Annotated in this window: 18 protein-coding genes; 2 read left to right on the top strand and 16 right to left on the bottom strand. The window is 52.3% G+C overall.

Going from position 1 to position 24,431, the window contains the following annotated elements; translation table 11 throughout:
- Positions 1–131 precede the first annotated feature (131 nt).
- Positions 132–1,982, bottom strand: coding sequence for a L,D-transpeptidase (ldtD, locus tag ACT3RR_RS02690; RefSeq protein ID WP_496199681.1), 1,851 nt, complete (start codon positions 1,980–1,982; stop codon positions 132–134).
- Between the two features lie 413 nt (positions 1,983–2,395).
- On the opposite strand from ldtD, the gene ACT3RR_RS02685 reads away from it, so the two are divergent.
- Positions 2,396–3,406, top strand: coding sequence for a glycosyltransferase family 9 protein (locus ACT3RR_RS02685; RefSeq protein WP_353501558.1), 1,011 nt, complete (start codon positions 2,396–2,398; stop codon positions 3,404–3,406).
- Positions 3,407–3,496: 90 nt separating this feature from the next.
- Here the strand turns inward: ACT3RR_RS02685 and mukB are convergent, their stop codons facing one another.
- From mukB to cmoM, 4 genes are read right to left on the bottom strand one after another with little or no spacing between them, the layout of a single operon-like run.
- Positions 3,497–7,945 carry a chromosome partition protein MukB gene (gene mukB, locus ACT3RR_RS02680; RefSeq protein ID WP_353501557.1) on the bottom strand — a complete coding sequence of 1,483 codons (4,449 nt, stop codon included), beginning with the start codon at positions 7,943–7,945 and terminating at the stop codon, positions 3,497–3,499.
- Complete coding sequence (mukE, locus tag ACT3RR_RS02675) at positions 7,942–8,670, bottom strand: chromosome partition protein MukE (RefSeq protein WP_496199680.1); 729 nt, start codon at positions 8,668–8,670, stop codon at positions 7,942–7,944. Before mukE ends, mukB begins: the two co-directional genes overlap by 4 nt.
- On the bottom strand, positions 8,651–9,973 hold the full coding sequence (mukF, locus tag ACT3RR_RS02670; protein WP_034789221.1) for a chromosome partition protein MukF: 1,323 nt from the start codon (positions 9,971–9,973) through the stop codon (positions 8,651–8,653). Before mukF ends, mukE begins: the two co-directional genes overlap by 20 nt.
- Positions 9,970–10,755: a tRNA uridine 5-oxyacetic acid(34) methyltransferase CmoM gene (gene cmoM / locus ACT3RR_RS02665; RefSeq protein WP_353501556.1), complete on the bottom strand. Its 786-nt coding sequence runs from the start codon at positions 10,753–10,755 to the stop codon at positions 9,970–9,972. Before cmoM ends, mukF begins: the two co-directional genes overlap by 4 nt.
- Positions 10,756–10,928: 173 nt before the next feature.
- Between cmoM and elyC the strand changes: the two genes are divergently transcribed.
- Complete coding sequence (gene elyC / locus ACT3RR_RS02660; RefSeq protein ID WP_496199679.1) at positions 10,929–11,699, top strand: envelope biogenesis factor ElyC; 771 nt, start codon at positions 10,929–10,931, stop codon at positions 11,697–11,699.
- Between the two features lie 2 nt (positions 11,700–11,701).
- Here the strand turns inward: elyC and ACT3RR_RS02655 are convergent, their stop codons facing one another.
- From ACT3RR_RS02655 to cmk, 11 genes are all read right to left on the bottom strand, one after another.
- Positions 11,702–12,595 carry a YcbJ family phosphotransferase gene (locus tag ACT3RR_RS02655; protein ID WP_496199678.1) on the bottom strand — a complete coding sequence of 298 codons (894 nt, stop codon included), beginning with the start codon at positions 12,593–12,595 and terminating at the stop codon, positions 11,702–11,704.
- 159 nt (positions 12,596–12,754) lie between these two features.
- Entirely contained in the window at positions 12,755–13,504 is a 750-nt protein-coding gene (gene kdsB / locus ACT3RR_RS02650) for a 3-deoxy-manno-octulosonate cytidylyltransferase (RefSeq protein WP_353501553.1), read from the bottom strand.
- On the bottom strand, positions 13,501–13,683 hold the full coding sequence (locus tag ACT3RR_RS02645; RefSeq protein WP_034789208.1) for a Trm112 family protein: 183 nt from the start codon (positions 13,681–13,683) through the stop codon (positions 13,501–13,503). Before ACT3RR_RS02645 ends, kdsB begins: the two co-directional genes overlap by 4 nt.
- 357 nt (positions 13,684–14,040) lie before the next feature.
- Positions 14,041–15,270 (bottom strand): winged helix-turn-helix domain-containing protein, encoded by a 1,230-nt coding sequence (locus ACT3RR_RS02640; protein WP_496199677.1) that lies wholly within the window; start codon positions 15,268–15,270, stop codon positions 14,041–14,043.
- 94 nt (positions 15,271–15,364) lie between these two features.
- Positions 15,365–15,577, bottom strand: coding sequence for a cold-shock protein (locus ACT3RR_RS02635; RefSeq protein WP_441656179.1), 213 nt, complete (start codon positions 15,575–15,577; stop codon positions 15,365–15,367).
- Between the two features lie 503 nt (positions 15,578–16,080).
- Positions 16,081–17,064 (bottom strand): tetraacyldisaccharide 4'-kinase, encoded by a 984-nt coding sequence (gene lpxK, locus ACT3RR_RS02630; RefSeq protein ID WP_353501551.1) that lies wholly within the window; start codon positions 17,062–17,064, stop codon positions 16,081–16,083.
- On the bottom strand, positions 17,061–18,809 hold the full coding sequence (gene msbA, locus ACT3RR_RS02625; RefSeq protein WP_353503933.1) for a lipid A ABC transporter ATP-binding protein/permease MsbA: 1,749 nt from the start codon (positions 18,807–18,809) through the stop codon (positions 17,061–17,063). Before msbA ends, lpxK begins: the two co-directional genes overlap by 4 nt.
- 38 nt (positions 18,810–18,847) lie before the next feature.
- Positions 18,848–21,109 carry a ComEC family protein gene (locus ACT3RR_RS02620; protein ID WP_496199676.1) on the bottom strand — a complete coding sequence of 754 codons (2,262 nt, stop codon included), beginning with the start codon at positions 21,107–21,109 and terminating at the stop codon, positions 18,848–18,850.
- A 244-nt stretch (positions 21,110–21,353) separates the two neighbouring features.
- On the bottom strand, positions 21,354–21,638 hold the full coding sequence (ihfB, locus tag ACT3RR_RS02615; protein WP_034789191.1) for an integration host factor subunit beta: 285 nt from the start codon (positions 21,636–21,638) through the stop codon (positions 21,354–21,356).
- Positions 21,639–21,701: 63 nt separating this feature from the next.
- Positions 21,702–23,375, bottom strand: a complete 1,674-nt coding sequence (rpsA, locus tag ACT3RR_RS02610) for a 30S ribosomal protein S1 (RefSeq protein WP_100935605.1) — start codon at positions 23,373–23,375, stop codon at positions 21,702–21,704.
- Positions 23,376–23,533: 158 nt separating this feature from the next.
- Positions 23,534–24,232: a (d)CMP kinase gene (gene cmk / locus ACT3RR_RS02605; protein WP_485902678.1), complete on the bottom strand. Its 699-nt coding sequence runs from the start codon at positions 24,230–24,232 to the stop codon at positions 23,534–23,536.
- Positions 24,233–24,431 lie beyond the last annotated feature (199 nt).

The raw sequence follows: 24,431 nt of genomic DNA, 5'->3' as shown, positions 1-24,431 counted from the left end.
GCCCTTCCGAACCTTAACCGCCTTATTTCAGTGAGTCAACTCGCTGTATAAAGCATAGCGGGAATAGTGTGGCCACTATTCCCGCTATCAGGCCAATTACTCTGACCGCTATCATTTTAGTTTTACTGCATTTATTGCAACAAAATTTCTGCCTGTGGCAAAATTTGCGCGCCAGATCTCACTGGGGAATCATAATTGTAAATATCTGTACGGAATTGCGGCTTACCGTCCTCTGCAACCCATGCCGTCAAGTAAAACAGTTTTACTGGTATACGGTGACGAATAGGCACAAAGGTCGTATTCCCGCCCTGCAGCGTGGACGAGATACGCGTGTCATTCCAACCAGCATCCTGCAAGAGCATATTCGCCAGCTCAGACGCTTTATTCACACGGACACAACCTGAACTCAGAGCACGAATATCCTTCTGGAATAACCCGTGGTTAGGCGTGTCATGCAAATAGATGGCATCCGAGCTCGGCATATTAAATTTGTAACGTCCCAGCGAGTTGGTCGCCCCGGGTGCCTGACGAATTCGATACGGGAAATGATTCGGCGACACGACGCTCCAGTCAATCATCGTCGGGTCGATCACTTCCGCATCATTATTCCAGCCAGACAGCACGGTATAGCCATGTTTCTGGAAATAGCCGCTATCGCGCATCGCCTTAGGCACAATATCTTCCCGCACCAGCGTTGTCGGCACGTTCCACGGCGGGTTAACCACCACATTGTTCAACGCACTGCTCATTAACGGCGTTTTGCGACTTGGTCGGCCAACAATCACCCGTGAAGACAAAACCTCGCTGCCGTTGAGGTAATAAGTCAGCTGATAGTTAGGAATATTCACCATAATGCCGGTATTCACATTACCCGGCAAAATACGCAGCCGCTGGATATTCAGCGCCAGCAGCGTCGCACGCAGGCGTGGCGAGGCGTTCAGCCATTCGCGAGTTCGGGTACCGATAATGCCATCGGCCTCAAGCCCCTGCCATTTCTGGAAGCGTTTTACCGCCTCGACCAGTTCTGGTGAGTACTGGTTATCGGCTACGGCAACCGGCGTCGGCGCTGCGGACTGCCCCGCTGGCGTCACCGATGGCAATACATCCGTCACCGAGGTTGCTGCCGGACTGACTACCGGGGATTGCTGAACTGATTTATCGGCAGTTTCATCAACCGACAGGTCATCATTCGCCGCGGCGCCCGGACCATCTTTGGCGATGGTTTCATCCGTAGGCTTTGGCGATTTGGCCTCAGCCGGGCTGGCGGTCATCATGCCGGTGCGACTGAGGATCTCGCGCAATGCCGGGATATCATCACTGATTTGCCCTGGCCGTAAACTGGCGGCGTTAGTGACCTGTGGCCATGGGTGGTTATCTGCCAGCATGGTTCTCAGCGCGGCGTGCATTTTGGCATACAGTGGATGCTGTGGCGTTAAGGTCGCCATATAACCTGCCGTGGTGCCCTTGCGCAGCGCCAACTGCCATTGATTGATCACTGTCAGCGGCGGCGTGGTCATTTTGTAAGGCGTGGCGCTATACAGCCAATTATCACCGTTCGCCTCGACGCCGCTCACAAATTGCAAATACCCCAGCATCGCATCAGACAGCACAATATCTCGCGCCATTCCGGTAACCTGCGGGTCAGTTAGCCACTTTACCCACTGAGTGAACTGCGGTTGAATGCCCGAGAGGGCCAGCTCTGCTAATTGCTGCTGGAATTGATGGACGGTGTCCCTGTCTTCCCACATTGGCTGCATATGATTAGCGGCGTAAAGAGATGAAAGAGAGGATAGATAAAGCGGCTTAACCCCTTTTGGCAACTCAGCCTGCAGTTGGCTAAGGCTTTGGACGCTAGAAAGCGTCGCCGAACGCACCGAAAGTGTCGGCACTGCCGCGAATGCAGCCTGTAGCGGCGCTAATCCCAATGCGATTAGACAGCTGGCTGCCAGAAATCTGAGAGACCCTTGACTCGTAAACATCATCCCTTGCCTCCCTTAATATGCCCAAATCAAACCCGATAAATTCAAGCAAAAAACCCATGGTTTAAGTATATAAACATAATTCTTTTTTTGCGCGAGATCTCAACACAATAGCACCTCGCGTGCAGTGAAGACTCTAAGCTAGCACGAGGATGAAATAAAGTGCCGCCCAAGGATAATCTTTAAGCTAACTGCTACAAAAGATGTCTTTATGGGTGAAAAATCCACAACTTACCGAAAACGGCAACTTTCCCTTGCGATGGCTCCCCATAAAATTGCAAGTGTGAACTTTCTTAACCCCATAAACTCAAAGTAAATATTAGTTATCTTGGCTCAATAAAACGTTCATAATTAAGCTTGATTATTTAAAGGCCAAAAACTAGGATAGCCACTGATATTTTAACTAAATTATTTATATGAAAATTTTACTCATTAGACGCGATAATATTGGTGACCTGATTCTAACGACACCTCTCATTGCGAACCTTACTAAACACAAGGCAAATACTCTCGATTTACTGGTAAATACTTACAATAAGGATGTATTGGTAGGCAACCCTCACATCAGTAACGTTCATCTATATTGTAAGTCTCACCATAGAAAAGCCGGGCAAAGCCTACTAAGCGTTTACTTTCAAAGAATTAAAACCATTTTCGCCGTGCGCTCATCGCGCTACGATGTTGTCTTGATTGCTAGCACTGACAAACACTCTCTCAAATGGGCAAAGCTTTCCGGCGCAAAAAGAATAATCGCTATAGGAAATACCCCTAAGAAAGTGGTTACCGATTGCCTGCCGCATACAGAAGGCTTACATATTGTTGAATTACTCAATACATTATTAACACCTCTGGGTATTAATGAAGTTCCAGGGCCTCTCGAATTATACGTCTCTGAGAATGAAGTTAATCAGTGTGCTGAAAAATTCAAAATTATCAGAGATAAACCTATTTACGGTTTACAAATTAGCTCTCGAAAACCTAAACAGCGATGGCAGGCAGAGAAATTCATTGAATTGGCCCATCGTTTGGCGGCACGTGAAGATTGTAAATTGGTGCTTTTCTGGTCTCCTGGCGCAGAAGATAATCCTGAACACCCTGGTGATGACAACAAAGCCAAACAGGTGATTGAGGCCTGCGCCGATATTCCGTTAGTAGCGTTGCCGACCACCAACATCCGCGAGCTGATGGCAGCAATGTCACTTTGCGATCAAATTATTACCAGTGATGGTGGCGCACTGCACATTGCCGCGGGCGTACATAAACCCGTTGTTGCGTTGTACGGTAATAGTGACACCAAATACTGGGCTCCATGGCAAGTCCCTTGCGCCATCATCAAGGCTCCGTCAGAAGATGTCGGGCTGGTTGATGTGGACAATGTGTTTAGCCAATTCACTCAATTGCGTGAAAAAGTGTTGTCTATGGCCTGATAATCCATGGGTCATTAAATTAGGCTATCGCCTAAACGTAAAAAAGCCCCATAAACGGGGCTTTTTTTTATGCGCAGAATCCAGCAGTTATCAGCCGTTTTCCACTTCAGCATCTACAGTGGCTGGTAGCTCGGCGGCGAAGCCGCGTAGACCCACCACGTGCACGTGTTCATGGTTGTTGAACACTTTACGTACCAGCTTATAGGTTGTGCCCTTCTCTGGACTGATGTTTTCAGGTGCGGCGATAATCAGCTGCATCTCAAGACGGTCGCAGAGTTCAAACAAGGTGGCGATAGATTTCGCATCTAGACGCGCCGCTTCATCGAGGAACAGCAGGCGGCAAGGCGAAATGTCTTTACCGCGCATGCGGCTCGACTCTTCTTCCCAGCTCTGCACCACCATCACCAGAATCGACATACCGGTACCGATAGCCTCACCGGTGGACAGCGCCCCGCTCTCCGCACGCAACCAGCCGTCAGAACCACGGTTAACCTCCACTTCCATTTCGAGATAGTTACGATAATCCAGTAACTCCTCGCCGATGGTTTGTGGCGTACGCTGGCCCATGTCGATCTGCGGATTCAGGCGCTGATAGAGTTTCGCCAGTGCTTCAGAGAAGGTTAGACGGTTGCTGCTAAACAGGTCCTGATGCTGATCTTGCTGCTCGGAGAGCACGTCCAGCAGCCCGGCATGCGCTTCACGAACGTTAACATTAAGACGCACACTCTTAACCTGACCGAAGGCCACGGCCTGCAGCCCTTGGTTGAGCATGCGAATACGGTTCTGCTCACGCTGAATGGTTTTGCGAATAATGTTCGCCACGCTCTTCGAGCTGATCGCCAGCTGCTGCTCACGCGCGGTTAGCTCTTCCGTCAGACGCCCCAGCTCGATTTCCATCTGTTCGATAGCTTCAACCGGGTCGTCGGTGCGAATAATATCCTGACGAATGCGCTCGCGCAGATGCTGATAAACCGCGATGTAGAACTGAATTTTGCGCTCAGGGCGTTTTGGATCTTCGGAAAGACGCAGAACGTCGCGCAAATGCTCGTTGTCAGCCACCGCCAGGCGCAGCGCGCCCAGTGATTTATCCGACATGGAACGCAGCTCGTCGCCGTCCATATAGGCCAGCTCGCGGCGGTGCAGACGACGCTCGACGCCATTGTCTTTCACCAAACGCATCACCGCACACCAACCCGCCTTCGCGGTGACCACGTGCTCGCGGCTCTGGTGATAATCACGCTCAAGCTTGCGCAGTTTCTTCTGCAAGTTATCCATTTCGGCTTCGCAGAAGGTGATCTGTTTTTCCAGCTGGTTACAGCGAGCGCGGTTGGTGCTCAGCGCGGCATGCAGCTCGTCACGACGGGTCTTGGCGCGGGCTTCGGCGTTAGCGTCAGCCTGCACGCCGATATCCTGCAGCTCTTGCCCCAGCTCTTTAAGCATATCGCGCTTGGCATCGAATGAGCTTTTCAGCGACGCCAACACTTGGTTGTACTGGGCGTACTGTGCCTGATGTTGACGCATCTGCTCACGGGCACGGGTACGCTCAGCCTCGGCATGTTCAAGGCGCTGACGCAGCTTGTCATTCAAATCAGAGTTTTCAGTCAGCATGCCCGCTGAATCGGTATAGCCGAAGTGAGCCCGGCGCTGAACCACTTCGGTCAGCGAGAAGGCCTGCTGCTTAGCCAATCGCTGTGCGTGCTGGGCCTGCGCGTAATCCTCTTTTAACTGGTCGTGCTGCTCAGGGTCACTTTGCAGCACAGAAACCAGCGGCTCCAGCTTGGTGAGAGACGCGCCGTGTTGCTGAATAAAGCGGGCAGAATCCTGCGCTTCTTCCAGCTCTTCACGGATCTCTTCAACCCGGTCGATCAGGGTTTCATCACACAGCAGGCCAACGCGCGGTAGCAGCTTGTTGAGCATGGCAACGGATTCTTTTGCCTGTTCATACTGCTGGCGCTGCTGCTGGTTGGCCCCTTCATGAGAGTTCAGGGCGCGCTCCAGCTCACCGCGACGCCCGCTGAGAGTGCGGATCTCGGCTTCCGGGTCGGCATCGAACGCCACCGCCAAGTGACTGCCGATGAAGCGACTGAAGGCCTGATGCACACGCTGAATCTTCTGCACGTCAAACGACAGAGTCGCATAACGCTCAGACAGGGTTTCGCGCTCTTTATGTAAAGTCTCGAGGCGATTCTCACGCGCCGCGCGGCCGAACAGAGGCACCTGCGGGAAGTGGGAATAACGCCACTGGCGGTCGCCGGTTTTGACCAGCACCGCGCCCTGCATCTCTTCGACGGCAAACACGCTGTCATCGAAGGACTGCGGGTCCCCTTCAATCAGATAAAGGTCTTCTGGGCAGTCGTCCAAGCCGTCAAGCTGGTCGCGGATCAGAGAGAGATCTGGCACCACGATGGCATGGCGGGAAGGCCCGTAAAGCGCGGAGAAATAAGGCGCGTCATCAATGGTAACGTCGTCATAAATCTCAGAAAGCAACACGCCGCCAAAACGCTCAGCCAGGGCAATCATGCGCGAATCTTCCGCACCGCTTGGCTGGCTAAGGCGCGTTATTTGCCCTTCAATGCGTTTTTTGCGCGAAGCCACTTCGTCGCGCTCAACCGTGGTTTCGCGCTCGCTTTCCAGCATCTGCTGCATGTACTCAGTAACCTGCTGGCTACTTTCCAGCGGCTCTTTGCTCTGCTCGCTCAGCTGGCTCAGCGCCTCTTGCGCCGCCAACCACACCGGTGCACGGGCGGTCAGCTCACGAATACGGGCCTGAACGCGCTCAAGCTCTTGGCGCATCTCCATGCGGCGCTCGCCGGCTTGGGAAACCACGCCAGACAGCTCTTCAATCTGTACTTCCAGCTCGCGCTGAAGCTCGTCTAAATCTTCAGGATGAACATCCTGACCCGAACGTTTGCAGAACTCCTGCAATTGGCGCTCGGCGTCTTGCTGCTCGCGCAGGCGGCCTTCCAACTCGGACAGGCGCATGCGCAGTGGCTCTACGCGCTCGGCCTGGTGCTGTTGAGAAGACCAGTCGCGCAACAGTTCACGCGCGGTTTGCCAGGCTTCGCTGCGGCTCACTTCACCGGCGATTTTCACCACCAGCTGATAGGCGTTTTCGAACTGGCTGTGCGCCGCGTCGGCCACGCTCATCTTCTGCTCGAGCATCAGCAGGATATCTGTGGCTTCCTGCTCTTTGCTTTGGAAGGTTTCCAGCCACTCTTCGCTGTTCTGGCTCGACAGGTCAGGGATTTGGCACAGCTCGCGCGCGCGCTCAAGGGCGTGCAGCGCCTGCTGGTACTGAATGGCGCGGGTTTGCTGCACGTCGAGCGCTTGCTGGTAATCCGCCAGCTGGCTCTTCAGCTCATCCACTTCAATCTCAGCGGCTTCGGCGCGGGCTTCGTGCTCGGCGTGCAGCTCGCTGGCTTCGGCCACCACTTCATTTTGTTCTTCGAGACGATAAGTCAGCTCTTCGAGGTCGCTCTCATAGCGCTCGATTTTTTCCTGCTGACGCATCGCCGTCTGCACCAGACTCAGGTGGTCACTGGCCGCCTGATAGTCAGTTTCTAAATCACTTTGCGAGCCGCTCTGCTCGGCCAACTCGCGGGCCATTTCAACATGGCGATACTGCTCGCTGGAGAGCTGTTTGCGGCTGGTCAGCAAGTCGTTGCGCAGCACCAAGGCACCGTCGAGATGGATGCGACGCTCGTTGGCATGGCGCATATAGTCGGCGGCAACGTAAGAGGTGGCTTCGGAGATCAGGTGTTTGAACAAATCGCGGTCAGACTGGGTGACGCGAATAGCTTCCAGCGTCATGCGGTTCTCGCGCAGGGCCGCTTCCATGTCTTGGAAGGCTTTGCGCACACCGCTGTTTTCTGGCAACAGGTAGTCGCGCAGAGAGCGGGTGATGGCGCTGGAAATCCCGCCGTACAGCGAGGCTTCAATCAGGCGATAGAACTTGCTGCGATCGGACGCGGTGCGCAGACGGCGCGGGATCACGCCCAGATCGAACATCAGCGAGTGATAGTCAGTGATCGAGTTGAACTGCTTGAACTGCACCCCTTCCATCGCTTCGACGCTGTCTTTCAGCTCTTGCAGCGACAGCACGCGCGCCTGACGATCGCCCACTGTTTGGGTCAAGATTTCCGTTGGCTGGATCGCAGTGGGCAGACCTTGAATGGTGAAAGGTTTGATATCCACTTTACGGTCACGGCCGGCAACCTGCTGCAAACGTACGCCGACAATAACCCGCTGATGGCGCGAGTTCACCACGTCGAGGGTGGAATAGCAGACACCGGCGCGCAGCTTGCCGTGCAGACCTTTGTCACGAGAGCCGGAGGTCGCACCCGCTTCGGTGGTGTTACGGAAGTGCAGCAAGGTTAAGTCAGGGATCAGCGCCGTAACGAAGGCCGCCATGGTGGTCGATTTCCCCGCCCCGTTGCCGCCCGATAGCGTGGTAACCAAAGCATCAAGGTCAAAAGTACGCGCAAAGAAGCCGTTCCAGTTAACCAGCGTTAGTGAGCGAAATTTACCGCGTTCAATCATTCCTGTTCGTCCTCTGCGCTGTCATGCCCTTGTTCGGTTGGCGATTCGCTGTCTTCGTTTTCGTCATTCAGCGATAACGCGCTTTCAATTGGCATTGCTTCACCGTCGCGGATCATTCGCAACTGCGCTTCGCGGGCGTCATCGCCACTGCGTACATCTGCCCCGAAGCGGAACACGGCTTCGGTAATGCGGAATTTACTGCTGTCGGCACCCATAAACCACACCATGCCCAAGCGGCGCAGGCGGTTCAGCGAGGTTCTGACTTTCTCTTGCAGCTTCTGGCGGTCAAGGTCAGAGCCGGTAGAACGCTGATTGACGTATTTCAGCAGCTTGCTTTCATCGGCAAGGCTGAGCAGTTCATCATAAAGTTCCTGCTGGGTGAAAATGCCTTCATGCGCCAGACGCTCCGGGCCGAGGTACAGATAGCAGAGAATTTTTCCTACCATCATGTCCAGCTCGGACAGCACCGAACGCGGGATGAGCGTGGTTGAGCGTGGGCGCAGGTAGAAGAAACCTTCCGGCGCTCGGATCAATTCAACGCTGTAGCGGCTATAAAACAGCTCGAGTTCTTCCTGATAGTCCATCAGGAAAGCGTGGTTATCCAATTCGTCAATGCCAATGTGACGGCCAGAACGCAGCTGACTGTCCAGAGCAGGAAATACGGAATTTGCCAACGCTTGCGCCAGCTTAGCTGGCATTATGTGTTCAATATTTGTCGATGACATGGGCCTGCACCTTGGCTCCGAAATCATTGATTGCCTGCCATTCGGCTGGCAACCCTGAAAAATCTGCTTCAGCCACACCAAGGCGTACAGCCTGGTCGACCACAATTCGCGCTACGTCAAAATGCCGCGCGCGCGGGTACTGTTCAAGGTAATCGCGCATCACGGTGCCCAGATTAAGCGGCGTCTTCTGTTGTTGATACACTTGCAGCGCTTGCTCAATCATTGCGGCAAGCTGCTCACGTATTTCACTAAATTCTTCATATTCCAGGTCCGGCGGAAGTTCACCGGTCACCTCTTCACTGCGCAGCGCCAGCTCTTCATCACGCATGTCCAGTAAACGCTCTGCATTCGCAAAGGTTAACGTCCACGGATTGTCGAAGTAATTTTGGACGGACTGGCGAAGACGCTGAGCAAAGACGCGGTTTTTATCCATATCGATCGCGGTACGAATAAATTTGTGAACATGACGGTCATAACCGATCCACAGGTCAATCGCTTGCTGGCCCCAGCTGGTAATGCGGTCAAGCTTGCTTTGCAAATCAAAGACTAACTTATCGACGAAGCTCAGTTCGCTTTCGCCCATGGTCGAGTCCTGAATCCGCAGTAAGTGCGCTTGCAGCAGGTCGCCCGCTGCCTCCAGCGTATCCTGTAATTCACGCAGCGTACCTGAGGTTTCGGACAGCAGCATTTCACAGCTGGAAATGGCCGCGCGCCAATCTTTGTTTAACAGCGCGGCGATATCGTCTTTCACGCCCTGCTGCTGCTCGTCCATGATGCGCTGCGTCATGTCGATACTGTCAAAAATCTCCGCCACGGAGTATTTCAATGGCGCGAAAACATTGCGATGCCAATGGAACTCATCACCACCCTCTTCGGCGGCATCCGCGGCGCGCTTAAGCTCTTGGGCCACGATGGACAGCTGCATGGAGAGGCGCAGCGTCGAGAATTCACGTTGGCGAATATAGTAGTCGGTGATGCCAATGCCCAGCGGCGTTAAGCGATAAATGGCATTGCCGTCAGCCAGTTCACTGACAAAACGATTGAGTAAACGCTGACGCACCATGTCATTAATGGCGTTGTTGGCGCGCACGGTGACCGTTTCGTGAGTTTGCTCGAAGCCTTTGCTTACGTGGCGAAAAGCATCGACCAGCTCACCCTCACTCATTTCACCGTCCAGACGCTCGCCGTTCAGCGTGGCGATTGCCAGCAGAAAGGCCAGACGTTCGGTAGGCAGAGAAATGGAGAAGTCATTTTTGCGCGCCCAGGCGACCAGTTCGGGTACAGTCTGGGAAAATTCACTCATGATTCGTCCTTCAGATTGGGTTTGTGCGCCATCACGTGGATGTAACGTCCCAAACTAACAAAAGGTTCCTGTCGGCAATAACGCTGTTCCAGCGCCAGAAGCTCGTCGAAATCCTGTTTATGTTGTTGCCGGTTACGCAAGTAATCATGGAAAACGCGAACACCGGTTTTGCCCGTGATCACCATCCCCAACGCATCAAGCCATGCATAAACTTGTTGAGGTTCCAGAGGATGATCCGGCAACAGCGAGCTTTTTTTAATTTTTGGCACGCCTGCTTCGACGTGACCGAAGTTACCCAAGATCATGTGACGCATCACCAGACCATGGATATTGTAAAACATTAGCGACAAGGCACCACCCGGCGCCAAACAATCGGTTAATGCCTGCAGCGCCTGTTGAGGTTCTGCCAGCCATTCAATCACCGCGTGAAACAATATCAGATCAACAGGCTGTTCCAAATGCTGAGCGACGTTCTGAGCAGGACATTGTACAAATTGCATGTTGTCGCTCACACCTTTTTCCTCGGCGGCCGCTTTGGCGCGGCGGATCATCTCACCAGAGAGATCGCACAACAAGACCTGATGTCCCAAAGCGGCGAGTTCGCACGCCATCTGCCCTTCGCCGCCCCCGGCATCCAGAATGCGCAGCGGCCTCTGGGGGAGCGTGGCGATCAGTTCGCGAAGATCTTGTCCCAGCACGGCCTGACGAATACGGCCTTTGGTCGTACCGTAAATATTGCGTGAGAACTTTTCGGCGATATCGTCGAAATTACGATCCTGCATGAAATGATACCTGTTCCTGATAGCGCATTTTGTTGAATGAAATCATAACCGAAATACTGAGCATTGCGGGACGGCCGAGCCTGCTATTTTGGCACAGGCTGACGTAGAATAAATCATCCCAATGTGGATTCGTGCCTGGATGTCGTTTTTTCGCTCAAAAGGACCTATTTTCGATGCCATTTATTCTCAAAAAAGCCATTGGGGGGCTGCTGCTCCCGCTACCCTTTTTATTAATGATCATGGCGGTAGCGCTGGTTTTACTGTGGTTTACTCGCTGGCAGAAAGCAGGAAAAGTCTGCTTTTTACTGAGTTGGCTCGCTCTGGCCCTTTTAAGCCTGCAACCTGTGGCTGATGCTTTGCTGCGGCCGCTAGAATCAACCTATCCCACTTACCGCGCCAATAGCGCGCAGCCGTTAAAATATGTGGTGGTGTTAGGCGGCGGGTACACTTATAACCCAGACTGGGCACCCAGTTCCAATTTGATCAATAACAGCCTGCCACGAGTAGCAGAAGGCATTCGGGTTTATCGGGAGAATCCGGGGTCGAAGATGATTTTCACCGGCGGAAAAGCCATTGGCAACCCGGTGAGTACAGCAGAAGTGGCGGCGAAAGTGGCCATCAGCCTCGGCGTGCCGCAGAGCGATATCATCATGCTCGACACCCCGCGTGATACTCACGAAGAGGCCGAGCAGGTGAAAATACATATTGGAGATCAGCCTATGGCGCTGGTGACCTCTGCCAATCACCTGCCGCGCGCCATGATTTTCTTCGAGCAGCAGGGTCTGCACCCTACTCCTGCTCCGGCCAATCAGCTGGCCATCGACTCGCCGCTCAATCCTTGGGAAAAAATATTGCCAAGCTCGCTGTTCTTAGGACACAGCGAACGAATTTGGTATGAAACTCTGGGGCGAATCTGGCAACGAATTGGCGGCAGTGGCGACTGACCTCAGTTAAGCCATGGAAGCAGCTGCTGTTTAGCGTGTTCAAACGCCGGGCGGTCCAGCTTGCCGGTGTGTAGCAAGTGGGAGACAGATTCCCACAGAAGATATAAACCGCGCCGGGCGAGGAAGCTTTCTGAGACCGGCGCACGCTGTAAATAGCGAAATAGCAGCTGCTCGCTCATCCCTTTCTCCCACAGGCGGAACAGCTCAAACTCCCTTGGCCCCCACAGCAGCGTGCCGGGGTTGATCATGGCTAAGAGCTGGTCGCTGCGCGGGTCTTTTAACAGACTGCGCAGTGAGAGGTTGCCGTGAAGCAGTACGGAATTATCATTAAAGTCAGTAAACAGGCTGGGCAGGCTGGCGCGAGAACGGAACAGCAAAGTGCGATCTTCCTGCGTCAGCTGCGCTGACTGCAAATGGCTGATGGAAGCCCAAAGTGCCTCAACGCGCTGCTGATACCACAGCGACCACTTATTCTCCTGCGTGCTATCCACCATGCCCACGTGTCCATGGCTGTCAATGCGGTGCCACGCCAGCAGCCCTTCGATAATCTGCTCTATCAGCATCTCGCCGCGCTGCGGCGTGCGGGTCGGAGCTTCGGCAGAAACGCCTCGAAGGCGCTCGATCAGTAAGACCTCCTTAAAAGGCGATTGGCTGGTGGTAACTAAACCAAATACCGTCGGCACGCGCACCACGCCCTCGCGCGCCAGCATCGACAATTTATACGCCTCCTGGCTGGCAATGCCCGAACAGACGTAACTTTTGGCCATTAGCGGCACGGCGTGCCCCTGCTCATCATAAATCGCATAGAGATGGGCATAAGGTTGCTCGCTAACGCATTCAAGGCGAGACAGGCGTTCGCCCAGCACAATACTTAATTCGGCTTTCAGCTGTTCCATGACGGTTACACAGTGAAGAAGTGATGAGGTTTATGATGAAAGCATTGCCCGACGATTTCTCGGTGGCAGATCAATGAAAGTCGCAGAATAAAAAACGGAATGCCCAATGACATTCCGTATCAGTATAGCGTTGCAAGGCGCAAAGCGGGGAAAGGCTAATTAGTGGGCCAGAAACTCGCGCACGCGCTGCAAATCTTCTGGCGTATCGACACCCACCGACGGCACTTCTTTCGCTACGGCCACGTGGATTTTTTCGCCGTACCACAGCACGCGCAGCTGCTCCAGAAGCTCGATATTCTCAAGCGGGCTTGGCGCCCAGTTGACATAGCGGCGAATGAAACCGGCGCGATAGGCATAAATGCCAATGTGGCGCAGGAACGTATCACCGACAGTCTCTCTGGATTTAGCAAAACGCTCGCGCTCCCACGGAATGGTTGCCCGCGAGAAATAGAGCGCGTAGCCGTTGACGTCCATCACCACTTTTACCGCGTTAGGGTTGAACGCCTCTTCTGCCGTTTCAATAGGCACCGCTAAAGTCGCCATGCCGGCTTCACAGGAGGCCAGATTATCAGCGACCTGCTTGATAATCACCGGCGGCACCAGAGGCTCGTCGCCCTGCACATTGACGATAATGTCCTCGTCGGAAAAGCCGTACAGTTCGATGACTTCGGCCAGACGCTCAGTGCCTGACTGGTGGTCAGCGCGGGTCATGCAAACTTCGCCGCCAGCCGCTTCTACTGCAGCAAAAACGTCAGGATGGTCGGTGGCGACGATAACGCGATCGGCACCGGACTCTTTCGCGCGTTCCATCACATGAACGACCATTGGCTTGCCGCCGATATCCGCCAGAGGTTTCCCCGGCAGGCGGCTGGAAGCAAAGCGGGCAGGAATGATGGCAATAAAACTCATGGATGCGTCTCGTCAGCAGAAAGCGCACGGGCTTCAGTTTCTAACAACACCGGAATGCCGTCGCGCACCGGATAAGCCAGTCCGTCCACTTTACAAATTAATTCTTGCGACTCTTTATTGAAATAAAGCTTACCGGTACAGACAGGGCAAGCAACAATTTCGAGTAAACGATGATCCATACATTCTCCCGGGGCATGTGAATTGCACGCTTGAAGGCCAAGCAGCTGCAATAATGCGTGTTTTGACAAACCTCTACGGTGGCAAAGAATACCATAACCCTTCCGCCAAGGTTAATCTGACATCGGCAATATAGGCTGCCTAGTGGGATAAATCGCCAAGAGGCCGAAACAGAGATTGATAAAAGCCGGAGGTCGGCGTAGTATTTTTTTGTGACACAAGTCACATTAAATTTCTACTGACGAGCACTGAAATGAAACTGATCCACAAAATCATCGCGATGTTTGCCAACTACAGCAACTAAGGCTGTTTTGACATTCTCACCCAGCGAAAAACGGCTGCCAATGGCAGCCGATTGTTTATTTGAGCAATGACCAGCCCGCTTCCCAGTGCAGCCGCAACGCTTCTGGTACCTTCCCTATCAGCACCCGATCAGCCTCGTGCCATAAGGCAAAACGACTGACGGCATCAGTGATATCTTTGATGCGTCTTGGGCTCAGTTTAGTACCACTCTCAAGGTGCAAGGTTTTCACTTCAAAGGTTTTCTCTTTGCGATGCATCTTGGCGTCCACGCGCCCGATCAGCTCTCCGCGATGCAAAATAGGCAACGTGAAATAGCCATATTGCCGCTTCGGCTCCGGCGTGTAACATTCCAGTCGGTAATCAAAATTAAATAGCGCCAGCGCCCGTTTTCTATCCCATACCACGGGGTCGAATGGCGAAAGCAGCGCGGTAACCGTCGAGCTAATTTTGCCGTTAATGGCTTGTTCCAGCAGGGAAAACTGACTCTGATGCACATAGAACAGGCCATCCAGCCCTTTTACATTGACCGGCCTGACCTCACCACTTTCTAACCAGCGGGATATCACCTCCTGCGCTTTAATGCGTTTCAGGCGATAATAATCTGCCAGCCACTCAGGTTTGAATAAGCCCAGACTTTGCGCCGACCGGCGCAGCATGATCTCTTCGGCATCCTGCTGTGACAGAGCCTGGGTGGCATCATTCCAGCCGGGCATCACGCGCTCTGCGAGGTCGTAAACGCGATGAAAACTGCGACGCTCCACCACCATCAGCTTGCCTGAGGTAAACAGCGTCTCCAGATGCCGCTTGTGCGGCTTCCAGTCCCACCAGCCGGTAGCTGAACGCTTCTCTCCGGCGAAATCCGCCGAACGCACCGGGCCATTTTCCGCAATATGGCTGAGGATGCCGTCAATGTCTTCCTGATGCTTTTCGACCCACTCGGTTGAGTATTTCCAGCCCATTTTCTCAGGCTGAAGCATGCGGTGGCGTAGCAAAGCGTACTCTTCGATGGGGATAAAACAGGCTTCGTGAGCCCAATACTCAAACAGTTTACCCGACGCCAGTGCGTCTTCCAGCCACTCCTGCGGATAGTGCCCGAGGCGACTAAAAAGCACCAAATACGGACTGCGGGCGACCACGCTAATGGTATCAATTTGCAGCAAACCCATCTGAGTAATGGCTGTGAGGAGATCGTCCCGCTGGGGCTTGCGCTTGAGTGGGTGTTGAAGTTGTTGAGCAGCGAGGTGCAAAGTGCGGGCGGCAGAGAGAGATATAACCGGGTGAGACATATCGGTATCCGTTGATGAAAGCATTACAGATACCGATAACACATTTTGACCTGAGCGTAAATTTACGCGCCAAGGTCTGGGGGACAGGTCAAACTTAGAACGCGATCACATCGGCTGCTGACGGACCGTGAGCCACGCTGCGGTAGGTGGTGAACTCTACGCGCTGCCCAGCATTCAAAGATTTATTGCCTGTATTAGCAATAGAGGCGCGCTGAACATAAATTTCAGACGTACCGTCGAGAGGGCAAATAAAACCATAGCCTTTAGCTTGGTTGTACCATTTAACTAAACCCATTTTTAACATCATAATTGTAGATCCTTTATTTTGGGCATCCATGAACACGCTTTTTATTATTGTTCGGATGCGCTTGCCCACTCTAAAGTTATTTTTTTATAAAAACCTCTAATGAGCGATTGTGAAATAATTTATTAGTTTTTTTCGCCTTAGGGTTCAGCATCTTAATTCTTTGATTAAGATTTTCTGCCATAAAACGTTTAGGGCCAATCGAGTAGATTGATTACTTATGGGGAGGTACTTAGAAGGTTCGACTTGAAGAGGAATCGTTTTATCAAAGATAACGTCTTGGGAGGAACTGCTAGATTGTAAACTCGGACATAAATAGCTCTGCATCACAGGCCGGACTGCATTTACTCACAACTCAAATGTAATAGCAACACCTATAAATTAAATAAATATTTAAAACGCCAACATTGAATTATATTCCATATAAATCAGCTCATTAGCTGGGAATTTTATTATTTTTTTAATTTGAAGAAATGTAAACAAGGCCTGCCCTGAGAAGCAATAGGCTATTTTTTCGCAATAACTTGGTCGATTTTTGCCAACAGGCGGGCTGTATCAGCCTCGGAAACGTGGGCATTAACTGGCAAATACCACCAATTTGGCTGGGCAAAACTTCTGCATTTGACAGCGTCTTTTTCCGTCATCAATAGAGTTTGTTCAGCACCGAGCAGAGCACTCAGTTGCTCGGATTGGTAATCTTGATGATCGGCAAAGGCGAACTCGGCTTGGGTGGTTACTTGAAGGTTTTTCAGCGTGGCGAAGAAGCGCGGAGGGTGCCCAATACCCGCCATGGCAACAACCTGTGGCAAAGAGGTGGCATCGCGCTGTTCACCCGTTAGCAAGTTGACGGCCATTCCCGGCTGCAAGTGCATGGCGATTTCGCCCGGCTCGCTCTGTCCGCCATTGGTGATAACGGCGTCAACAGAACGCAGGCGCGATGCTCTTTCGCGCATTGGCCCGGCGGGTAACCACCAGCCGTTGCCGAAACGACGTATGCCATCAACCACCACAATTTCTAAATCACGCTGCAAAGCGTAATGCTGCAGGCCGTCGTCGGTGACAATCACGTCGAGCTGATGATTCTTGAGCAGCGCTTTTACCGCATCGGATCGAACTGGGGATACCGCCACCGGGGCGCCGGTGCGCTGATAAATCAGCACAGGCTCATCGCCCGCTTCGGCCGTTTGGGTATTTGCATCAAGCACCAACGGATAAGTCTCTGACTTACCGCCGTAGCCGCGAGAAACTACGCCTGCGTGTAAACCCTGACGCTGTAACAGTTCAATCAACCAAATCACCACCGGCGTTTTCCCATTGCCACCGGCAGTGAGATTACCGACCACGATAATCGGGACAGGCGAGCGCCAACTCTTTTTCCACCCCTTTCTATAGCAGAGCCGTAACCCGCAGGTTATCAACCCGTACAGCCATGAAAGAGGCAGTAATAGTAGATAAAGTGGCGACTTACCTGACCAGATTCGCTCTATCATTGGCCAAACTGCATCCGGTGCAACTGGGCATAAGCGCCGCGCATCTCAAGCAGCTCGGCGTGGGAACCGCGTTCAACCACTCGGCCATCTTCAATTACCAGAATTTCATCGGCTTTTTCAATGGTTGAGAGACGGTGCGCAATCACCAGCGAAGTACGGTTCTTTTGCAGCTCGTCAAGCGCGGCTTGAATCGCACGCTCTGACTCCGTATCCAGCGCCGAGGTTGCTTCATCGAGGATCAGCACCGGCGAGTCCCGCAGCAGAGCACGGGCAATTGCAATACGCTGGCGCTGGCCGCCAGACAGCAGCACGCCGTTCTCGCCAATTACCGTATCGAGACCGTTATCCATTTTATTAATGAAGTCCATGGCATAGGCCATTTTGGCGGCTTTCTCAATCTCTTCGCGGCTGAAGACGTCGGTGCGCGCATAGGCAATGTTATTAGCAATAGTATCGTTAAAGAGGTGAACGTTTTGCGATACCAAAGCCACCTGATTACGTAGCGATGACAGCGTGTATTCACGCAAATCATGGCCATCCATCAGAATTTGGCCTTCCTGAATGTCGTAGAAACGCGTCATCAGGCTGGCAATGGTCGATTTACCCGAGCCAGAACGCCCTACCAGAGCAACAGTACGGCCCGCAGGGATGGTGAAAGCCACATCGCGCAGCGCTGGCGCATCGCGCCCAGGATAGGTAAAGGTGACGTTTTTGAATTCAATATCGCCTTTGGCGCGCTCAACGACGCGTTTACCTTCATCCTTTTCCTGCTCCATATCGAGGATAGAGAACAGCGTCTGGCAAGCTGCCATACCGCGCTGGAATTGGGCATTAACGTTGGTCAGTGATTTCAACGGGCGCATTAAAGCGATCATGGAAGAGAACACGACAGTGATAGTACCGGCGCTCAGTGTTTCCATCACAGACGGGAAGCTGGCTGCATAAAGAACAAATGCCAGCGCCAGAGAGGCGATAAGCTGAATAATCGGGTCAGAAATCGATGATGCCGACACCAAACGCATACCCTGCTGACGCATGCGGTTGCTGACAGAATCGAAACGCTCAGTTTCCACTTTCTGCCCGCCAAAGATCAGCACTTCTTTATGACCTTTGAGCATCTGCTCGGCGCTGGTTGTAACATGACCCATGGTGTTCTGCATGTTTTTGCTGATATCGCGAAAACGCTTTGAAACCAGACGGATAACAATCGAGACAACCGGCGCAATCACCACCAAAATGATCGAAAGCTGCCAGCTGTAGTAGAACATCATGATGAACAGGCCAATAATTGATGCCCCTTCACGTACCACTGTTACCAGCGCGCTTGAAGAAGAAGAGGCAACCTGCTCGGAATCATAAGTAATACGTGACAGCAATGTGCCCGTCGATTGTTGGTCGAAGAAGGCGACCGGCATGCCCATCATGTGGCCAAACAGACGGCGACGCATCTGCATCACCACTTTGCCGGATACCCATGAAATGCAGTAGCTAGAAACATAGCCACTGATCCCTCGCACAATCATTAATGCGATTACCGCCAGCGGCATCCAAAGCAAGATAGAGCGATCGGCTTTGCCAAAACCATCATCCAGCAGAGGTTTCAACAGAGACAGCATGAAGGTGTCACTGGCGGCGTTCGCCACCAGCGCAACAGCCGCCGCGATAAGCCCTGCTTTGAAAGGGGTAATCATCGGCCAAAGGCGGCGGAATGTCTGCCAGGTGGAGAGATCTTTATCATTCATAATGCATTATTAACCAGCAGCGAAAGAAACAGCGGCCCATTCTACTCATTATCGCCTGATACGCCAAACCGACGATGATACCAACGAGGAAATATTTGCTCTCTGAATCCTTCCACGCGCCAATATTTGTCATAAAAATGAACAGATAACTGACCTGAGCGTGAGGTATCGCGCCAGGCTAGTCTGGCATTTCGATACCTTGCCATCACTTTTTGCGCGGGGAGATGCCACTTATTGAAGCGAGAAGAGGAAGAAATCGCCAGTTCCGGTGCGACAGCGCGCAAAAACGGCGGTGTTGATGACGTATTACTGCCATGATGAGGAACCTGCAACACCGTCGAGCCTAAGGCCCCGCGATATCTTGAAACAATTTTGCGTTCAGCGCCTGATTCAATATCTCCGGTCAGTAAAACACTGAAATTCCCGTCACTGACCCTCACGACGCAGCTGTCATCATTGCCGGACATGATTCCCGCCCTTTCCGGCCAAAGCGCAGCAAAGGACAGCCCTTGCCACTCCCAAGTAATACCAGCATGGCAAGGCAGTGGTGAACCTATCACGCTTTCCCTTAGAGTCGCCGAAGGAAATGCCCGCATTATGGCGTCTAAACCACCGCGATGGTCGGCGTGAGCATGGCTAATAATGATCTGTTCAAGCTGAATATTGCGCCATCTGATCAAGGGTAGAATATTCATCTCGGCCGCCGAACCCGTCTCCCAGCGGTTCCCAGTATCATATAACACCCCCTTGCCGTTTTTGCTGATCAACATGGCAAGGCCATGGCCGACATCCACCATATCCACACGCCAATTCTCTCCATCCGTTCTGTAGAACCAGACCATTAGCACCGAGGCCAGGCCTATTACGGTGGCGGGGAAAATCCTAAGCCACCCCAGGCGCCAGACAATCACACTCCCCCACCCTGCCAAAGTGAGTGCGACGGCTGGCTCACTTAAATAGAACCAGCCACCTGAGAATCTCTGCACGCCCCAAAATACCAGCGACAAGCTCTGGTCTGCCATTAACCACATTTTCTCTGTAACAAGGGCTGGCAGTGCACCTGAGCAAATTACGCCTAGCAGTACCAAGGGCACGGTAAATAGCGAAACGATAGGCACGGCCCACATATTCGCGGCGAAAGAAGAGAGATTGACGCCGTGGAACAGGCCGACTTGGAGAGGTAGCAGCAAAATCGTCATTCCCAGCTGCAAATGGGCCCAGCGCACCGCAGCCCAGCGCCATGAGTGCCCTACTCGCTGCGGTAAAGGCGCCCACTGAAACCAGAAGATCAGGGCCGCCACCGCGAAACAGGAGAGCCAGAAGCTATCCGAAAGAATACTCATCGGGTCGCTAATCACTATTAGCGCGACGCACCACAGCCATATTTGCCACGGATGGCATTTAACTCGCATGAATCGCAATAGCAGCCATAGTGAAAGCGCCACGGCGGCCCTCACGGCGGGGGCGTTACCTCCTGCCAACCAGGTGTAGGTCAGCAGGAATAACTCGCTGGCGATGAGTGGGAAGCGATAATCGATATATTTAATCGGTAATAAGAATTGCAGCGCTCGCGCCAACACATAGCCAAACCAGGCCGCTATGCCGATGTGCAGCCCTGAGATAGCAATCAGATGAGCAATGCCTGTTCGCTGCATCAGCATTTTGTCTTCGGCTTTTATCAGCCCCTTCTCGCCAAAGGCTAAAGCCATTAGCACCGGGCTGTTCCCCAAGGGAGTGATAACCTGTTGCACGTGGGAAATTAGACGCTGGCGCAGACTGCATTCGGGGCTGATGAGCGTTCTGCTGCTGATCCTGCCAGTTAAAGGCCAGCGGTTGGCTAATGCCCAGCGCTGGCTATCGAACCCACCCTCATTTAGCAGGGCGTGGACTGGGCGTAAATTGACGCTTAGCTGCCACTTTTGGCCAGCGCAGAAGTTACCCTCCCCCTCCCAACGACTGCGAAAATAAATCGGAGGAAAGAGTAACTCCCCGTCGACTCTTTCGATTTTAAAGATGACTAACTGACTACCTGATTGATGCAAATTTATCGTTTTTAGCTCGGCAATCACCTCTTTCTTGCCCAGACTCAGGCTCTCGGTTTGCTTAAGTAAATAGTGTCCATTGTGCGTCCCCCACAGCAGGCTCAGCAAAATAATGGCGACAAGTAGCGACAATCTACGGTTAATCCTCCCACCGCCTATCACGCCAAGGGCCATGAAAAGACAGGCATAGAAGCCCGGCAGTTGGGGAAGAAAAATCAGTGGCAGCATTCCGGCGATCGCAGCCAGCGCTATCTCATCCATTGAGATTTTGATGTGGCGTCCTTACTGCATTATTTGGCGAGAGATAAAAACTCGTTGCTGTTTTTTCCAGCAAAATAGGTTGGCGGAAGTATGGTTTTGCGGGATGGGGAGAACAAGAGGCAGAGAGGAAGGATGCGAGACGTCACGCAATTGTGGAGCGAGATAAGCACAAATAAAAAAACGGTGTCTTAAAAAGACACCGTTTTTGGTTCGCTATAGGCATAATTTATGTCAGACCGAAGTCTTAACCATAAATATTCGCGCGATCGCGCAACTCTTTGCCCGGCTTGAAATGCGGAACGTACTTACCGTCCAACTCCACTTTGTCGCCAGTTTTTGGGTTACGACCAACACGCGGAGCACGGTAGTGAAGAGAAAAACTGCCAAACCCACGGATCTCAATGCGTTCGCCATCAGCTAAAGTTGCAGCCATATGTTCAAGCATCTCTTTCACTGCATCCTCAATGGCTTTCGCCGGGACATGAGAGTGCTGGCCAGCAAGTCTTTCAATAAGTTCAGACTTGGTCATATTACCTCCAAGCTTTGCAGCTAAACTACCGTTTCGGGGCGATATAAATACCGCCCCCCGTCATTACTCGCCTTTTGCCGCTTTGAACGCTTCAGCCATAGCATTAGAGAAGTTGCTTTCGTCTGGTTTGTTGTTAACCACGGCGATTGCTTCTTTCTCGTCTGACTCATCCTTAGCACGGACGGACAGGCTTACTACGCGGTTCTTACGATCAACACCGGTGAATTTAGCTTCAACTTCATCACCAACGCTCAGAACCAGAGTTGCGTCTTCAATACGGTCGCGAGAAGCTTCAGAAGCACGCAGGTAACCTTCTACGCCGCCTGCCAATTCAACTGTAGCACCTTTGGCGTCAACTGCTGTGACTTTACCAGTAACAATAGTACCTTTCTTGTTAACAGACAGGTAGTTATTGAATGGATCTTCAGCCAGTTGCTTCACGCCCAGGGAGATACGCTCGCGCTCTGCGTCAACTTGCAGAACAACAGCTGCGATTTCGTCGCCTTTTTTGTATTCACGAACTGCTTCTTCGCCTGCAACGTTCCAGGAGATGTCAGACAGGTGAACCAGGCCGTCGATGCCGCCGTCCAGACCAATGAAGATACCGAAGTCAGTGATTGACTTGATTTTACCTTCAACACGGTCGTTTTTGTTGTGAGTTTCTGCGAATTGCTGCCATGGGTTAGCTTTACATTGCTTCAGACCCAGGGAGATACGACGACGTTCTTCGTCGATATCCAGAACCATAACTTCAACTACATCGCCCACGTTAACAACTTTAGATGGGTGAATGTTTTTGTTAGTCCAGTCCATTTCAGAAACGTGAACCAGACCTTCAACGCCTTCTTCGATTTCTACGAAGCAGCCGTAATCAGTCAGGTTAGTAACGCGACCAGTCAGTTTAGTACCTTCTGGGTAACGTTTAGCGATAGCAACCCATGGATCTTCGCCCAGCTGTTTCAGGCCAAGGGATACACGAGTACGCTCACGGTCAAATTTCAGAACTTTAACAGTGATTTCGTCGCCAACGTTGACGATTTCGCTTGGGTGTTTAACACGTTTCCAAGCCATATCAGTGATGTGCAACAGGCCATCAACGCCGCCCAGATCAACGAATGCACCGTAGTCAGTGAGGTTCTTAACGATACCTTTAACTTCCATGCCTTCCTGCAGGTTTTCCAGCAGTTGATCGCGCTCTGCGCTGTTCTCAGACTCAATTACTGCACGGCGAGAAACAACAACGTTGTTGCGTTTCTGGTCCAGTTTGATGACTTTGAACTCAAGATCTTTGCCTTCGAGATGCAGCGTGTCGCGTACCGGACGAACGTCTACCAGTGAACCTGGCAGGAACGCACGAATACCGTTCAGCTCAACAGTGAAACCGCCCTTAACTTTACCGTTGATAACACCGGTAACAGTTGCAGCTTCTTCGTAAGCTTTTTCCAGCATCAGCCATGCTTCATGACGTTTAGCTTTTTCACGGGACAGCAGAGTTTCACCGAAGCCGTCTTCAACAGCGTCCAGCGCAACATCAACTTCGTCGCCAACCTGGATTTCCAGTTCGCCCTGTGCGTTTTTGAACTGCTCTGCTGGAATAGCGGACTCAGATTTCAGACCGGCGTCAACCAGTACTACGTCTTTGTCGATAGACACAACAACGCCACGAACGATGGAACCCGGACGGGTTTCGATTGTTTTTAAGGATTCTTCAAAGAGTTGAGCAAAAGATTCAGTCATGTTGATAATCTTTAGGTTCTTAAGTTTAACGTCCATCTGGCATCCTGCTGGATGGGGTTGTTTCAAATGCCCCGCTACAGATCCTTGCGGCGAGGTTAAAAAAAACTATAGCTAAAACTGGCGCTGAACCTTTATTCAGCACCAGTTAACAAGCTCGATCACCGGGTTTGTTTTTGCGGCGATCCTAGAATTTCAGTGGCATAAGCCAGCGCACGTTGGATAACTTCGTCGATCGACATGCTGGTTGAATCCAGCAAAAGCGCGTCAGAAGCAGCGACCAAAGGCGCTATAGCACGATTACGGTCACGGTCATCCCGTTCCTTTATCTCGGCTAAAAGACGTTCAAAGTTAACACTAAAGCCTTTTTCCTGCAACTGTAGCATTCTTCTGTTTGCACGTTCTTCCGCACTGGCGTCTAAGAATATCTTTACCGGCGCGTCGGGGAACACCACGGTGCCCATATCTCGGCCATCGGCAATCAGCCCTGGGGCCTCGCGAAATGCGCGCTGACGGCGCAATAACGCTTCGCGAACCCGAGGGAAAGCGGCCGCCTGCGACGCCGTGTTTCCTACGGTTTCGGTGCGGATTTCATTACTGACATCCTCACCTTCTAAAATCACTTTTAATTGCCCATCCTGAGCCACAAAACGCACATCAAGGTGTGCGGCGAGCGGCACCAAAGCATCTTCAGAGACAATATCAACCTGATGATGTAAAGCAGCCAGTGCTAAAACGCGATAAATGGCACCAGAGTCCAGCAAACGCCATTCCAGAGCCTCTGCCAGCGCCTTGCACAAGGTGCCTTTACCTGCGCCACTTGGCCCATCAACGGTAATTACCGGGGCTAAAGCCGTCATTTCTGTCTCCTTTGGGTGGGGTAAACCCTCATCATTAACCCGATAAGGCTAATTCAGGAGCGGCATTATACGCTGCCTTTGCGTCAACTGTTACCCCACATCATCCAGTTGGCGAAAAAGCAGACTATGTCTGAAGAAGAATAGTTCATTACTGCATAAAAAAACGGGCATCGACTGATGCCCGTTATCGCTGAAACCC

The sequence above is a fragment of the Ewingella sp. AOP8-B2-18 genome, assembly GCF_052376015.1.
Taxonomy (GTDB): Bacteria; Pseudomonadota; Gammaproteobacteria; order Enterobacterales; family Enterobacteriaceae; genus Ewingella; species Ewingella allii.
Note: the sequence above shows the minus strand (reverse complement) of the source record. Positions and strands in the feature narration are given on the sequence as shown.